Below are 15767 nucleotides of genomic sequence, written 5' to 3'. Positions count from 1 at the left end.
CCTCAGGTCAGGAGCTGTGTTGCAACCATCACTTGAAACTGCCCAGACGTATGCAGCGGTCCATTGACCCACTCCAGGCCGAAACGTGGATGGACCCTTGCACGGTCGAGACGTGTGCAAGGGTCCATTGACGCGGAGCGGAGCGGGCAGCGGCGCGGAGCGGAGCGGGCGGAAGAGGGTGAGCCTAGTTCTCGAACACTCGCAATTGTCCGTCCTCGTACCAACCCGATCGGGTGACGTCAGCGGTCTTCACGTCGGCCGGAACTGCGTCGGGGTAGTACTGCTCGTAGCGTTCGAGTGATCCCCAGTCTCTGCCCCAGTCGTTGTCCAGGTAGGTGGGGATGGCCACGGGCTTGGCGAGCAGTTCGGACCAGCCCAGCGGGCCGCCGTTCTCGCCGGATTGCCATGTGTCGGTGGAGCTGACGGCGAGTGGACGGTCCGGGAGGATGCGGTATCCGGGTACCTCGGCAATGCCGTATCGGTGATCGAAGGGCCGCTGGCAGGGGAACTGCAGTCCGACGGCCCAGTCGAGCAGGACGGGTTGTTCGCTGCCGATCAGGGTGTTGAGGCTTTCCAGCACGGGTACTCGCGGCGGCGTGAAGGCGAGCCACTGGTCGCCGGTGAGGTTCGGATCGTTGGCGACGATGCGGACGGCATCGGCGTCGGGTGAGATGTCCGACAACGGGATTCGGAGGTTGCGCCACGAGGGTGCAGGTCCGATATCGCGGGGTAGGTAGGTGCCCTCGGACTGGACGGTGCCGTCGGGCTGACGTTTTCCGTATTCGAGTAGTAGCGACTGGCCGTAGGTGAGGGCGCCGGTGTCGTCGTAGGACCAGATGCGTCCGGCCGCCGAGAAGACGACCAGGGGTGCGTCGTCGCTACGGGCAGGGAGCCCATACCAACTGGAGGTGGCTGTTGCCGGCTCCTGGACGCCTTCCTGGTACGAGCCGAGTACCGGTGTGGTGGCTGGGTCGAGTCCGAAGGGCAGGGCTGCGGTGGAGCCGTTGACGCCCACGGCACCGGTGCCGCCTGCGGTGCCCGAGCTCTGGCCTTCTTCGAAAGCGGGTCCGACGGATTGTTGGTCGGTGTTGCCTTGTCCTGGTTTGACTTCCACGGCGTCGGCGCTCAGGTCGCTGGGAACGCCGTTGGCGGTGAAGTTGCGCAGGGTAGAACTCGATCCGCCGAGGGGTCCTGCGACGGAGTCGAAGTCGCCGGGCAGTGGACTGAGCATGTCGGCGTTGGGGTTCGATTCGACGAGGACATCGTTGGCGAGCCCGCACGAATCGCCGAAGAGGGACTGCACATTCGAGCGTGCGAGTGAGTAGGCAGGGTACTGGGATACGGCTCCCTTGACGAGGGAGAGGACCTCGAACAGCACCATGATTCCGGCGATGACGGTCAGCGGTGCCGCAGCGAATGTGCGGATCCGTCGACCGCGCGTCGACGACGGTTTCGGTTGTGGCGGAGCGTATCCCTCTCGCAGATATTGGAATGCTGCCACCGCCAGGACCAGTCCGAACAGGATGAGGAACAGGGTGCCCGATTGATGGCCGTTCAGAGACACGGTCTTGTCGAACCACGGTACGCCGTAGCTCGATACATACCAGTAGCCGTTGATGCCCGAGAACGACAGTGCCAGAACGAACATCAGGCCCGCTGCGAAGAGTGAACGGTTGCGCCTCGAGCGCAGGGCGGTCGCCGAGACTGCGACGGCTGTGAGTGCGGCCAGTCCACCGGCGATACCGGCGTAGGAGCCGAAGTGATGCGTCCACTTGGTGGGGTTGAACATCATGAAGAAGATGGTGCCCAGGACGACACCGATCAGACGCCAGGCCGGCCCGTTCGCGATCCCGGGGATGCGTCGGCGACGAAGCAGCACGAACAGCGTCGTGAACAGGCACAGGATCATCGTCAGGAACGCGAAGCGGCGCGCTACGGAGCCGTCGACGGTCTGGACGAAGAGGTAGTAGTAGCGCAGGAAGTCTTGGTACCAGGCCTCGTTGGGGCCGATGATGGTGCGTACTCGGGTGGACTCGATGACCGTCGCGTAGGTCTGGTCTGCGAACACCACGACGAGGACGAGCACACCTGCCGCGGCCAGCGGTGCCAGCAGTGCGAGGGTGCCCACCTGGCGGTGGCGTCGGACGACGATGCGTGCGATGGGGCGTGCTCCGGCGAGAAGTGCGGCCACGCACATCAATCCGGTGGGTGCGGCCGCGAGGGTGAAGGCTCCGATGAGACATGCGGCGGCCGCGGGGAGCAGTCGGCCGGTGGCGATCGAGCGCTCCACCGAGCACCAGGTGAGCAGTGCGCCGAGGGCGACGATCGGTTCGGGACGCAGCCCGTTGTTGTAGGGCAGCCAGAACGCGAGGAACACCAGGCCGCCGGTCCACAGGGCAACGTTGGACTTGCGGACGGCGCGGCCGAGACGCGGCACGACCTCGCGGCTGATCACCATCCAGCACAGGACGCCGGCGATGAGGGCGGGCAGGCGCATCCACGGGCTGGCGGTCGAGATCTTGGCGAACACGGCGAGCACGTCGTAGTACCAACCGAACGGTGCCTCGGGTACGCCGAACCAGCGGAAGTAGTTGGCCATGTAACCGGAGTGGTCTGCGGCGCGGGCCATCGTGAGCAGATAGCCGTCGTCGGAGGTGTTGGCACCGACGAAGTGCCATCCGACCAGTACGCCGAGGACGGTGACGTCGACACCGGTGAACTTCCACCAGTGCGAGGGGAAGAACCGGCGGTGGGCGCGGCGGTCGGTGCCGTCGAGTCGTCCGAGCGCGGCGATGGCCAACAGGGTGCAGGCGATCGCGAGGATCATGATCATCGATTTGAGCAGCGTCGGCGTCGACGAGAATCGGGAGTCGACGTCGATGGTGACCGACATGTCGGCCGGGGCCGCGCCGCTGAGGTCGCTGAAGATCCCGACGACCTGGGGACGCAGATCGCCGTCGAGCCTGCCCTCGATCGGGCGGCCGTCGTCGCCGGTCAGGCCGGTGAAGGCTGCGGAGGTGAATTGGTCGTTCGAGGTGATCTCGATGGACGCGCAGCGGGTGCTCTCGACGTCTGCGCGCGGTGCCGACGCGACGACGACGTTGCGGTCGAGTACGTCGACGTTCTGTTCGCCGACGCGAACGAACATACTGTTCAGTGCGGCGCCTTCACCCTGCGGAGGCGCGGTCGCCAGCAGTAGCCCGCCCGACGCGGGCAGTGCTGCGACTGCAGAGCACGGCAGGGTGGCGCTCAGGCTCAGGGGTGCCTGGGAGACCAGCGGGGCGTCCACGTCCTCCACAAGGCCGTTCTGCGGCCATGCGATGGTGGCGGTGGTCTGGGTGACGGGCGCGAACGGAGTGATCAACGCGAACAGCACGCCGAGCACTCCGGCCACCATTGCGATCAGCCGGGGGATTCGTACCTGAGCACGAAGTTCGTCCGAGGCTCGCTGTGGAGCGGGGACCGGGGGGCCAGCTGATGAATCTGTCGCGACGTCGGGCACGAGAGACGATGTTATGCGAGCGTCACGAAGAGGTCACACAGGCATCGTCCCCGTAACCGTTCCAAAAACAGGTAATCAGTCGGTTTTCATGGGTCCTTCGCTGGCCAATCCGGACCGAGACTGCTGCTCGACGGTGATGTCGGCCGGCCGTGCGGACGGGTCGAGTGGCGTGTATCTCTCGATCGAACCCCAGTCGCGGGCGTAGTCGTCGGCGAGGTACGACGGCAGGGTCTGCGCCTCGAGGAGCAGTTCGGTCCAGCCGAGCGGGCCGCCACCGAACGAGTCCTGCCACGCGTTGGTGGATTCTGCACCGGTGCGGTCGGGCAGGATGCGGTACTTCGGTACTTCTGCGACGCCGTCGAGGTGATCGAACGGGCGCTGGCAGGGAAACGCCAGCCCGACGGCCCAGTCGAGCAACACCGGATCGCTCGATCCGACGAGTGAGTTCAACGTCTGCGTCTTCGGCACGCGCGGCGGGGTGACGGCGAGCCACTGGTCACCGGACAGGTCGTTGTCCTCGGCGATGATGCGGACGACGTCGGCGTCGCCCGGCAGATCGCTCATCGGGACCCGCAGGTTCCGCCACGAGGGCGACGGCCCGATATCGAGCGGGGTGACGCGGCCGAGTGTGAGCACGTCGTCACCGTCGCGGCGTCCGTATTCCAGTTCGACGCGTTGGCCCGGGGTGACGACGCCGTCCTTGTCCACCGAGCGGATGCGGCCGGCGGCGGCGATGGCGATGAGGTCGCCGTCCTCGGGCAGTGCGTACCAGCCGGAGGTCAGCGATGCAGGCTCGGTGGCACCGAAGCTGCCCAGCACGGGGGTGGTGGCGGGATCGAGTCCGAACGGCAGAGCGACTGTGCTGCCGTTGATTCCGACGTTCTCGCTGGTGCCGCCCGAGGTGCCAGCGGAGTTGGACGAGGTGTTCGATGCGCTCTGTTCGGAGTCTGCGGGGCGGATGGAGTTGGCGCTGCCCTGGGCGGTGTCCTCGGAGTCTGCGGTGAGGTCTCGGGCGACGCCGTCGGGGGTGAAGCCGGTGTTTCCGCCTGCTCCGAGTGCGTCGGCACCGGGGTCGATCGGTTGCAGTACCGAGCCGTTGACATCGGTTTCCACCTGCACGTCACCGGCGAGTCCGCAGGAGTTGCCCACGAGCGCCGAGAAGTTCGAGCGGGCGATCGAGTACGCGGGATATTGCGCTACTGCACCTTTGACGAAGGACAGCACTTCGAAGGCGACGACACCGCCGGCGACGATGGTCAGTGCGGACGGGGCAAAGCGTCGACGCGTGGCGGGTTCGTCTCTGCGGTAGGGCATTCGGACATGTTGATAGGCGGCGTAGAGCAATGTCAGCACTGTCAGGCCGAGCAGGATCGTCGAAAAGCCTTTTCCGGCAATGGATGGGGGCTTGTCGAACCACGGAATGCCGTAGCTCGACACGTACCACCAGCCGTTGGAGCTGGTGAACGCCACGGCCGTCATGAACAGTACGGCGGCGGTGAACAGAGTTCTGTTGCGCGGGGATCGCACGGTGGCGGCGGTCACGGCCACTGCGGCCAGTGCGGCGAGCGACGCTGCGAGGCCGGCGTACACCCCGAAGTGATGGGTCCACTTCGTCGGTGTGAACATCATCAAAGCCAGTGCGCCGAGGATGATTCCGAGAATGCGACGCGATGGCCCGGTGGCCGTGCCGGGGATGCGTCCGTTCTTGCGCAGCATCACCGCGATGCACACGACGATGCACAGCAGCATTGCGAACATGCCGAATCGTCGGGCGAGCGAGCCGTCGGGCGAGATGGTCATCAGGGCGTCCCAGCGCACGCGTTCCTCGAACCACGGCACGTTCGGTCCGATGACCGAGCGCACCCGTGTCGCCTCGAGCACACTGCTGAGAGTCTGGTCGGCGAAGATCGCGATCAGCACCGCCAGTCCCGACGCGATCAGCGGTGCGAGAACTGCGGCCAGACCGACCGCCCGCGCTCGCTTGATCACGATCATCAGAATCGGCCGCAGTCCTGCGAGCAACGCGGCGACGGCGATCAGCCCGGTCGGCCCGGCGGCGAGGGAGAACGCAGCGATCAGGGTGCCGACCGCAGCGGGTAACAGGCGTCCGGTGGCGATCGCGCGTTCGATCGAGCACCACGTCAGCAGTGCACCGAGTGCGATGACCGGTTCGGGGCGAAGCCCGTTGTCGTAGGGCAGCCAGAACGCGAGGAACACCAGCCCTGCGGTCCAGAGCGCAACCCGGTTGGTCAGTACTGCGCGGCCGAGGCGGGGGATCACCTCACGGCTGATGACGAGCCAGCACAGCAGTGCCGCGATGGTGGCGGGCAGACGCATCCAGATGCTGGCGGTGCTGATCTTGGCCAGGGCGGCGAGCATGTCGTAGTACGGCATGCCGAACGGCGCTTCCGGGACGCCGAACCAGCGGAAGTAGTTGGCCATGTAGCCGGCGTGTTCGGAGACGCGGGCCATGTTGAGCAGGTAGCCGTCGTCGGAGGTGTTCGCGCCGATGAAGTGCCACAGCACCAGTACGCCCACCACGACGGCGTCGACGCCCGTGATCGATTTCCAGCGCGAGGGCAGGAAGCGGCGGTGGCGTCGACCGTCCAGGCCATCGATTCGATGCAGGGCGAACAGAGACGCGAGGACGGCGAGCGCCCCGAGGACCATGGCCAGCAGCTTGAACGCCGTCGGAGTCGAGGAATAGCGGGAATCGATGTCGACGCGCACGTTCAGGCCGTCCACCGGGGCAGTGAGATCGGTGAAGATGCCGACGACCTGGGGCCGGATGTCTGCGTCGACGGTGTTCTCGGCACCGTCGAGGTCGACGACCGTCCGAGTGGCGTTGGAGGAGATGGTCAACGCGCAGCCATCGCTCAGGTCGCCGACGGGGGCCTCGCCGAGAACACGGTCGCGCAGCAGCACCTGCAGCCGGCCGTCGTCCACCCGCACGATCAGCGCCTTCTGTTCGGACTTCGCAGCCTGTGTCGGTGCTGTGGAGACCACCGTGCCGTCCCCGTCGAGCTCGGTGACGGCGTTGCACGGAATGCTCGCCTCGATATCGAGCGGCGAGTAGCTGACCAGTGGGGCGTCGACGCTGCCGAAGGTGCTCTGCGGCCACGACAGGGTGGCGAGGTCCTGTTGGACCGGCAGCAGTGGAGTGGCGATGGCCAGGACTGCGCCGAGGATTCCGGTGATGATCGCGATCAACCGGATCTTCCCGTGATCCCTTCCATGCGCAGCGGCGTGTGGATCAGGGGATGCAGGCACGCGGGCCATGCTATTGGACGAGCGTCCGCACATCCCACACCCATACGCCCCCGGTGTAGACAGGCTCGAGGCCGAGCAGTGTGCTGACGGTGGTGCGCAGCACCACGGTCCGATTGCTGGTGGGGAGGACTACGACGTCTGCCTCCCAGAACCGCAGATCGTCGAGTGCCTGCGCGCGTTGCTCGTCCGTGATCTCCGGGACGGTGCCATCGTTGTAGACCGAGCCCAACAGCAGTGCCGTTGGCCGGTCGACGGCACCGTATTTGGCCACTTTGTTTTCTTTGTCGCTCGGCCCGACGAAGTATCCGGCGGCGAGCTTGAAGTCCATGCCTGCGTCCATCTGCCAGCGCAGTGGGCGAGCGTCCTCGGGCCGCGGGAGTGGCACGGTGACCACGGAGCCGCCGTCGACGTAGTTCTTCCAGTCGCCGTCGGAGAAGAACTGGGGGGTCGGAGATTTGTCGACCGCGACCAACGGCGTCGGGATCAGGGGAACGAGTGCGAGGGCGAGTCCGGCGATCCAGAACGCGGGCAGTGGACGGAGTCCGTTGCGGAACGTCCGATCGGTGGCCAGCACGAGCAGCAGTGCCAGGGCGGGTACCGCGCCCAATGCGAAGCGGGTCTCGAGGACGGACTCGACGAGGGGGTAGTCGGCGAGCTCGGCCCAGGGCAACGTGATGCCGGTGTCGTTCGTCCCGATGACCAGTGTCGACCCCAGCGAGAGCACGCTCATGACGACGGCTGTGGCGGCGGCGGCGCGGGCGCAGGCGACGCGCCACATCCATACGGCTGCGATCAGGCACAGCACCAGCAGTGGCCAGCCGAAGTAGGCGTTCTCCTCGGTGGCGTTGATGCGGACGTCCTGCCCGGGTGAGGTGACGCCACCGATGGATTGCGTCGGGAATTGGACGAGGGCTTTCGCGTCGTTGCCCATGGGGCCGTGTTCGAGGAACGAGTACGACTGCGGGCCGAAGAACTGCCACCACAGCGGAAATGCCACGAGCGTCAGCGCGATACCGGCGGACACCGCGAGCCGGGGTGCGGCGTTGCGAACGGCCGGCCACAGCGAACGCGGCCGGGACAGGTAGTAGACGACGGTGAAGATGGCGAACGACATCGCGAAGATCAGCAGCGGTTCTTCGCCGAGCAGGATCTGCAGCGCGACGATCAACCCGAGTCCGACGGTGTTCTTGGTGGTCCCGCCGCCGCGTGCGATGCGGGTGACCAGCATCACGATGACCGGAAGCAGGAACAGCACCACGAAGTTGGGGTGGCCGTTGGCGTGCGATATCGCTCCGGGCGCAAAGCCGCACAACGCGCCGCCCATGGCCGCGGCACCCTTGGATGCGTTGAGCTGACGGGAGAACAGCCAGTACCAGGCGAATGCGGTACCGGCCAGGCCCGCGGTGAGGGCGATGGCCCAGGTGACGGTCGGTCCGAAGAGCAGAGTGATGGGGGCCAGCGGGATCGAAATGCCGAACATCGCCGTGTTCGCCATCAGATTCACCCCGAGGGGGTAATTCTGCAGGTCACTCCACAGCGGATTGTCCAGATGCGCGACGGCGTGGGCGGCTACGGAGAAGAACCATTCCCACATCGTCTGATCCTGGCCACTGTTGTAGAGGTAGCCGCCGCTCAGATTGCGCCACTGACCCTGCAGGACGTACACGGCGGCGATCAGAAATCCGACGGCCGCCACGACGTCACCACGCCCGACGCCCGAGTGACGCGAGGGTGCCGTGGTCGGCTGCCGCTCGAGAACGCTCTGGTCGTGGGTGGTCATCGCGTCGAGGTTACAGAAGGATCACGGTGGGTGAAAACGTCTAGGACTCGAGTCACACCGGCAGATCTGGAGTTTTGCCTGCTGATCGCGTTCTGCTCGAGAGGGCACGCGGTCGGTCGTTCGCCGGTGCCGACAGCGTCGCCGAAAGAGTGGCTGGTGATCGAGCCCGTGGATAGGCTGTGGTAGCGAGGCGAGGTACCTGTGGCCTGCGATGCGCGTTCGCGGACCGACGTAGACCAATTGTTTTCACTGGACGGAAAGTGTTGACATGCACTTCGATCGGGTTCAAGGTGCGTTGTTCGGCGATATTGCCGAGGCTTTGCAGGCGCAGTTGCCGTCCGGTGAGTTACGGGATCGGGTGGGCACGGCGCTGATGGATTTACTCGGTGCCGAGTACTTTGCATCCTATGTCTGGGATTACGCTGTGGGAGCTTATGATTCGGGCGTCTCCAAAGGGATGGACCCAGCGAATCTGCTGCGCTACGAGCAGTACTATCAGTTCCACGACCCGCTGACTCCGGCGATGGCTCGATACCACCAGCATGCGAAGGATGTCCACGAGGTTCTACCACGTACAGAACTGATCAACACCGAGTTCTACAACGACTTCCTCGCCGTGGACGGGCTGTACTACGGCCTCAATTTCTTCGGCTACGCCGGTGGGAAGCAGGTTGGTGACCTGCGGATCTGGCGTACCAAGAGCCGCGGTCCGTTCGGTCGCACCGAACGTGCATTGCTGGAAATCATCGGAAAGTCGTTGTGCACCCAACTGTCTGTACGGCCCGAAGTCACAGCTGAATTGCCTTCGGTGATCGGTACGGTTCTGACTCCGCGCGAACGTCAGATCACTGTCGCAGTTCTCCGGGGCCTCGACGATGCCGAAATCTCCGAACAGTTCGGCATCTCCTACGCCACGGTGCGGACCCACCTTTCCCACGTCTTCGGCAAGCTCCACGTGTCTTCGCGGATGGGTCTGATTGCAGCTGTTCGGAAGGCAGAAAATCAACAAATTCGTTGATGTGGGCAGGGACGCTGCGCGCCACACTGCCTGTATGACTCTGAATCAACTGCCTGGCATCGTCGACGGTGGCCCAGGCTCTGTTCGTCGGATCGCGGACGACGTTCGGGCAGGCCGGACAACAGCTACCTCTCACGCCGAACGCTTTCTCTCGGTGGCCGAGGCGTCAGCAGATCTGAACTGCCTGATCACAGTTGATCCGGATGCGGTGCTCGCGGCCGCCGATCGGATCGATCGGCTGGAGGTGGGCACGCGCCCTGAGCTGTCGGGAGTGCCGTATGTCGCCAAGGACATCATCGACACTGCCGGAGTCCGCACCACTGGTGGTACCTCGGCGTTGCGCAATCACGTACCGACCAGCGACGCCCCCGTGATCGAGGCTCTGAACGCGGGTGGTGCCATCATGGCCGGAAAGGCCAACCTGCACGAACTTTCCTTCGGAATCACCTCGAACAACGGCGTTTTCGGCCCGGTGCGCAATCCACACGATCAGTCGAAGATCGCCGGCGGCAGCAGCGGAGGCAGTGCCGCCGCCGTCGCAGCAGGACTGGTGCCCTGTGCTCTGGCAGCCGATACCGGGGGCTCGTCGCGACTGCCTGCGGCCCTGTGTGGTGTAGTCGGCTACCGTCCGACCCTCGGCCGTTACTCTGCTGCGGGTCTGGTGCCCATCTCCTGGACACGAGACACAGTCGGCGTGATCGCACAAACAGTGAACGACGTACGGGCAGTGGATTCCGTACTCGCACACCGCAGAATCGCACATGATTCCAATCCGGCCGGCGACCTCCGGGACGTACGTATCGGACGACCAGCACACATCTGCGTCCAAGATCTCGACCCCGACGTATTCCGCACCTACACAGCAACATTGGATGCGCTGAGCGCTGCAGGCGCTACCGTCGTCGAACTGGATCTGACGGCGGAGTTCGAGACGGCAAACCGGATCGGACTACCAATCGCACTGTACGAATTTCCCATCGCAGTGGCGCGCTACCTCGCAGATTCCGGGGATCCCATCGACATGGAGAGCCTGGGCGCAGGCATCGGAAGTCCCGACGTGCGTGCAGTGTGGTCAGCGGTGTGGGACAACCCGGTCGATCGGACCGACTACGACGCTGTGCTGGACGAGTTGAATCAGATCAAACTCAGTTACGCCGCCAAGCTCACTGACGCTGATGTCACGGCACTCTGTTTCCCCACATCACCGGTCGTGGCCCGGCCCATTGGACACGACAACACGGTGGAGCTGAACGGCGAGCACGTCGCGCCCTTCCCCCTGTATACGACCTATGCGAACTTGGCAGGAGTGTTGGGTACACCGGGAATCTCACTGCCTGCAGGCATGTCCGAGGCCGGGCTGCCGATCGGAATCGAATTCGACGGACTCGCCGGCGACGACGCCCGGCTTCTGTCTCTGACCGATCGGTTCGCGCAGGTGCTCGAATAGCTCTGCAAACATGCGTTACCGGGCGCGCTGGCTCAGCCCGTCACCCCGTGCGCACCACCAGTGCGAACGGCCCGATATCGGTGACGGTGAAGCGCGGATCCTCGAACAGTGACTCGTCGAAGGTGACGGTGTAGCGCCGCACGTTCGGGTCGTTGGGGTAGACGTCCTCGGCCAGGCGCAGGGTGTAGCCATCGGCACCGCGGCGGAACAGGAATGCGTCCGGCGCGCGCCACCGACTGTTGTCCAGCGCGTCGATCAGCTGGTCGGGGGTCTCGAGCTCGGTCCACTGCTCGATGGCCTCTGCTCGCTGATCGAACTGGGCCAACGGATTGGCGTAGTGCGAGGTCAGTCCTTGGAATCCGAAATATGGGTAGTAGCTCAGGAACGAGGTGTCGGCGGTCAGGACGACGGTCTCGTCGCGCGGCCGACCGGTCTGCTCGGCCAGGGCGTCGTCCACCTCCTGGTAGTAGGAGACCGCGCTCGGCGGGCGCATATCGGCGCGGACGCCGTCGCCGTCGGTATCGGAATACGCGACGGTGATCTCGGTCTGCAGCACCTGCGGAATGTTCTGCGCGAACGCCATCGCGCCGATGGTCGCCACGACCACGGCCGCGATCCGGAACTTGGGTGGCTCATTGATCGCCTGGTAGATCGCGTACGTGCCTTCGAGGAATCCGAAAACTCCTGCACTGCCCAGTAATACGATCAGCACCGCTTCCAGACGGAACGACAGCAGGGTGGTTCCTGCCGCGGTGGCAGCCATGGACAGCAGCGTCCACAGGTAGACCGAGACGACGCCGACACCGAGTGCTCGAGCGCGGCGTGAGGACGAAAAGCGCACCGCGACCCAGATCGTTCCGACGAGGCAGACCATGCCGAGCAGAGAGAACTCGAACATCGGGAAGGGGAGTGTCGCACCGGCTTCGGGCAGGTAGTGCAGGGCGGTGCCCGACGTGGACGGCGCGCCGCGCAGGAAATCGATCAGGTACGGCAACCACACCGTGGCCGCGATGACGCCGGAGATGGCAGCGATCGCAGCGACCTTGATTGCGACGGGAACCACCGCCCGCCAGGTCTTCCGCTGGCGATAGGCGAGCACTGCGGCGAACAAGGCCATGAGCACCACGGTGAACGCGGCCAGACCGAGGTAGAGGGTGTAGAACGTCGCGGCAAGTCCGAGGAAGAGCCCGGTGCCGACCACCGCGCCCCACCCGCCCGATGCGGTGCGGTGCAGCGCACCCCAGGCGAGAATCAGTGCCGGGGCGAACAGCAGCACGATGACGGCGCTGTAGGCCTCGGGGGAGGCGTAGGCGACCACCAGGGCGGTGGTCACAGCACTGACGGCGACGGCCCAGTCGCTACGAATCAGGGCCTTCCACAATACGAATGCAACCACCGATGTGACGGCGAGCAGTCCGATTGCGTACGGCTTGAACACTTCCCAGCCGTCCATGCCCAACACGTTGCCGACACGGCCACCGAGCCAGAACCAACCAGCCGGGTAGAAAGGCGGGATATCGACGTACGTCATATCGCGCAGTGCCGCGGAATCGGTCAGTCGCGTCAGGTATTCGGTACGAAACTCCTGGTCGACGGAGATGCCGAAAAGATAGAGCTTGGTTGCCGCCAAGGGCATCCCGAGAGTGACGGTGACGAAACCGGACAGTCCGATCCACGCGGACAGTCGAGCGATCCACGGCCACTTGTGTATTCGGTACAGATAGATCGACGTGGCGAACAGTGCCGCCGCGACCACCTGCCCGAGCGTCGTCAGCGCCCGCGTGACATTGGAGGAGTTGAACGCCGGCCACTGCACGAGTGAGAAGGCGTACAACCCGACCGTCGCCACCACGACTGCGACGATGATTCCGGCAACTGTTTCTCCGACGGCAGCAGCAGTTCTGCGCACCGGCGCAACCCCGACACTCATGCAGTTAGATGGGCAGCTTGCGGAAGATCGGCCGCGGAACGTGCCGCAGCACCATCATCACCAGACGCCACGGTGCCGGAGTCCAGATCAGCGGCGTGCCCTTCCGCGACGCGTTCACCGCGAGCTTCGCGATGACCTCTTTGTCGACCGTCATCGGGGCTTCCTTGACGTGCGCGCTGAACTTGGTGCGCACCATGCCTGGGCGAACGACTGTGACCCGAGGTCCGAACTCGCGCAATGCTTCTCCGAGCCCGAGGTAGAACCCGTCGAGTCCGGCCTTGGTGGAGCCGTAGACGAAGTTGGAACGGCGGACCCGCTCGCCTGCCACCGAGGACATGACGATGATGCGCCCGTAGGCCTGCGCCTTCATCTTCTCGCCCAGCAGTACGCCGACCGAGACGGAGGCGGTGTAGTTGATGTTCGCGGCGAGGACGGCCTTGCGCTGGTCCTGCCAGAGCTGCTCGGCATCGAAGTCGACGGCGAACGCAACGATCGCGACGTCGACGTCACCGTTGGCCCAGGCTGCGTCGATCACCTTCGGGTGCGAGGCCGTGTCGAGCGCGTCGAAGTCGATGACCTCGACGGACTTGGCACCCTTGGCGGTCAGCTGGGCGACGGAGGCCTCCCTCAGCGGATCATTCGGAAGCGCGGCGAGGATGACACGTGCCGGAGAGCTCGACAGGTACTCCTCGGTGATCGCGAGACCGATCTCGCTGGTGCCACCCAGAACCAGAATCGTCTGGGGGTTACCGACGGCATCTATCGTCACAGCAGTTCCAACCTTCTTGCCATATCGGAGGCGAAAACGCCTGTGGGGTCAACGGATCGACGGACCTTGATCCATTCGTCGATTCTCGGATACATCGAGTGGAACGTTTCGGCGTCGGTGCGCGAGTCCTTCGCGGTGTAGAGACGGCCACCGAATTCGAGCACCCGCTTGTCGAGTTCGCGGACGAACTCGTTCAGGCCCGGCTTGATCGGGAAGTCGACGCAGATGTTCCAGCCCGGGATCGGGAAGCTCAGTGGCGCTTTGTTTCCGGGCCCGAAAAGTTTGAACACGTTGAGGAACGAGTAGTGGCCCGACCTCTGGATGTCGACGATGATCTTCTTGAACTCATCGACAGCCTCCGGCGGCACAACGAATTGGTACTGCAGGAATCCCTTGGAGCCATACGCGCGGTTCCACTCGCTGAACATGTCGAGAGGGTGGTAGAACGCCGTGAGGTTCTGCACCTTGTTGCGGTAGTTACCCGACTTGCGATACCAGACTTCGCCGACCGCAGAGAACGTGTACTTGTTCGCGAGACCGTTCGGGAAAATGTCCGGGAACGTCACGAGTGGCTTCGCGTTGAAGCGCAGCGGATCCTTCTGCAGCTTCTCCGGGAGCTGGTCGAGGCGAGCCAACGATCCGCGCGACACGGCCGCTCGGCCGAGCTTGGGCGGCGGCGCGACCGCATCGAACCAGGCACTCGAGTAGTCGTAGTTGTTCTCGCTGCCATCGCTGTGCAGGGCGATGGTTTCGTCGAGGGTGCTGGTGACGTCACCGTCGGCGATGAAGTACGCCGTTTCCGTCGGCGTCATCTCGATGGTCGCGCGCAGGATGATGCCGGTCAGGCCGTTGCCGCCGACCGTCGCCCAGAAGAGCTTGGCGTTCTTGCCCGAGGGCGTCAGGCGGCGAATCTGACCGTCTGCGGTGAGCAGCTCCATCGAGCGCACATGGTTTCCGAAGCTGCCTGCGCTGTGATGGTTCTTACCGTGGATGTCCGTGCCGATGGCCCCGCCGATGGTGACCTGGCGGGTACCCGGCAGCACCGGTACCCACAGGCCGAACGGCAGCGCGGCACGCATCAGCTGATCGAGACTCACGCCGCCGTCGACATCGACGATGCGCGTCGACGCGTCGATGCTGTGAATGCCGTTCAGAGCATTCATGTCGATGACGAGGCCGCCGGAGTTCTGCGCATTGTCACCGTACGAACGGCCAAGTCCGCGGGCGATGACGCCGCGTCGCAGGTAGGCCGGCTTGGAGTCGTTCTGCTCGGCGACCTGCTTGACCGCGCTGGCGATGAGCTCGGGGTCGGAGGTCGAGAGCACCTCTCCGGTGGAGGGCGCAGTTCGGCCCCAACCGGTGAGTGTGCGGGTCTGCGTGGGTAGCGGCGCAGTGTTCCCGGCCTGTGGTTCCAGGGGGAAGAGTGCGTCGTCGGCTGTCGTGGACATCGCTCAAGAGGGTACCCGCATCGGTGCAGCGGCTAGTGTCAGTCCTCGTGTCCACTCCCGACCGCTCCGCAGAAGAAGGCTCGACGGGCGACGACTGGTCGCCCGAGGACGAAGAGCTGCAGCATCACGTCCCGCTACCCGTCGAGCTGCCGCTGACCGAGAACATCGCCGACGCGTCCCTCGATCTCAAGACGCAGGTGCTGCGTTTCCTGGCGACGGGTGTGCTGTCGGCGATCGTCGACCAAGGCATCAACCTGATCCTGCACTTCGTGTTCGGCGTCGGCGTGACGCTCGCGAAGGCCATCGGCTTCGTCCTCGGTACCACCACTGCATATTTGATAAACCGGCGTTGGACATTCAATGCTGCCCCGTCTCGGGCCAGGTTCTTCGCGGTCGTGGCACTGTACGCAGTCACGTTCGCGGTCCAGGTGGGCATCTATACCGGGCTCTACCAGGTGCTTCCTGATGGCTTCTGGTACGCCAACGTTGCCTTCGTCGTGGCACAGGGCACGGCGACGGTCATCAACTTCGTGGTTCAGCGTCTGGTGATCTTCAAGATTCGCTAGCTCCCGTCGTGCGCCTTTTGCGTACCCAGAGGTACGC

9 protein-coding genes are annotated in these 15767 nt (G+C 64.8%); 3 read left to right on the top strand and 6 right to left on the bottom strand.

Annotation, left to right across the window (positions count from 1 at the left end; all coding sequences use genetic code 11):
• Window positions 1-184: 184 nt before the first annotated feature.
• The 3 genes from J1M87_RS19460 to J1M87_RS19450 form a co-directional block, all read right to left on the bottom strand.
• Complete coding sequence (locus J1M87_RS19460; RefSeq protein ID WP_374222404.1) at window positions 185-3502, bottom strand: arabinosyltransferase domain-containing protein; 3318 nt, start codon at window positions 3500-3502, stop codon at window positions 185-187.
• A gap of 75 nt (window positions 3503-3577) precedes the next feature.
• Window positions 3578-6781, bottom strand: coding sequence for an arabinosyltransferase domain-containing protein (locus J1M87_RS19455; RefSeq protein WP_241257139.1), 3204 nt, complete (start codon window positions 6779-6781; stop codon window positions 3578-3580).
• Window position 6782: 1 nt separating this feature from the next.
• Entirely contained in the window at window positions 6783-8552 is a 1770-nt protein-coding gene (locus J1M87_RS19450) for a glycosyl transferase (RefSeq protein ID WP_206491196.1), read from the bottom strand.
• A 268-nt stretch (window positions 8553-8820) separates the two neighbouring features.
• Here J1M87_RS19450 and J1M87_RS19445 point away from each other — a divergent pair, with 268 nt between their 5' ends.
• Both J1M87_RS19445 and J1M87_RS19440 read left to right on the top strand, forming a co-directional pair.
• Window positions 8821-9570, top strand: coding sequence for a helix-turn-helix transcriptional regulator (locus J1M87_RS19445; protein WP_206491195.1), 750 nt, complete (start codon window positions 8821-8823; stop codon window positions 9568-9570).
• Between the two features lie 34 nt (window positions 9571-9604).
• Window positions 9605-11017 carry an amidase family protein gene (locus J1M87_RS19440; RefSeq protein WP_206491194.1) on the top strand — a complete coding sequence of 471 codons (1413 nt, stop codon included), beginning with the start codon at window positions 9605-9607 and terminating at the stop codon, window positions 11015-11017.
• A gap of 40 nt (window positions 11018-11057) precedes the next feature.
• Here the strand turns inward: J1M87_RS19440 and J1M87_RS19435 are convergent, their stop codons facing one another.
• Genes J1M87_RS19435 through J1M87_RS19425 form a run of 3 tightly spaced genes read right to left on the bottom strand, consistent with a single transcriptional unit; the run spans window position 11058 to window position 15164 of the window.
• The gene (locus J1M87_RS19435; RefSeq protein WP_206491193.1) at window positions 11058-12947 is read right to left on the bottom strand and encodes a galactan 5-O-arabinofuranosyltransferase; all 1890 of its coding nucleotides are present in this window, start codon (window positions 12945-12947) and stop codon (window positions 11058-11060) included.
• Between the two features lie 4 nt (window positions 12948-12951).
• Window positions 12952-13716 (bottom strand): decaprenylphospho-beta-D-erythro-pentofuranosid-2-ulose 2-reductase, encoded by a 765-nt coding sequence (locus J1M87_RS19430; RefSeq protein ID WP_206491192.1) that lies wholly within the window; start codon window positions 13714-13716, stop codon window positions 12952-12954.
• Window positions 13713-15164 (bottom strand): FAD-binding oxidoreductase, encoded by a 1452-nt coding sequence (locus J1M87_RS19425; protein ID WP_241257138.1) that lies wholly within the window; start codon window positions 15162-15164, stop codon window positions 13713-13715. Before J1M87_RS19425 ends, J1M87_RS19430 begins: the two co-directional genes overlap by 4 nt.
• A 47-nt stretch (window positions 15165-15211) precedes the next feature.
• Here J1M87_RS19425 and J1M87_RS19420 point away from each other — a divergent pair, with 47 nt between their 5' ends.
• Window positions 15212-15730 (top strand): GtrA family protein, encoded by a 519-nt coding sequence (locus J1M87_RS19420; protein WP_374222403.1) that lies wholly within the window; start codon window positions 15212-15214, stop codon window positions 15728-15730.
• Window positions 15731-15767 lie beyond the last annotated feature (37 nt).

This window comes from Rhodococcus sp. KRD162 (assembly GCF_017168335.1).
Classification (GTDB): domain Bacteria; phylum Actinomycetota; class Actinomycetes; order Mycobacteriales; family Mycobacteriaceae; genus Rhodococcoides.
This window is presented reverse-complemented; position numbering and strand designations above follow the sequence as displayed.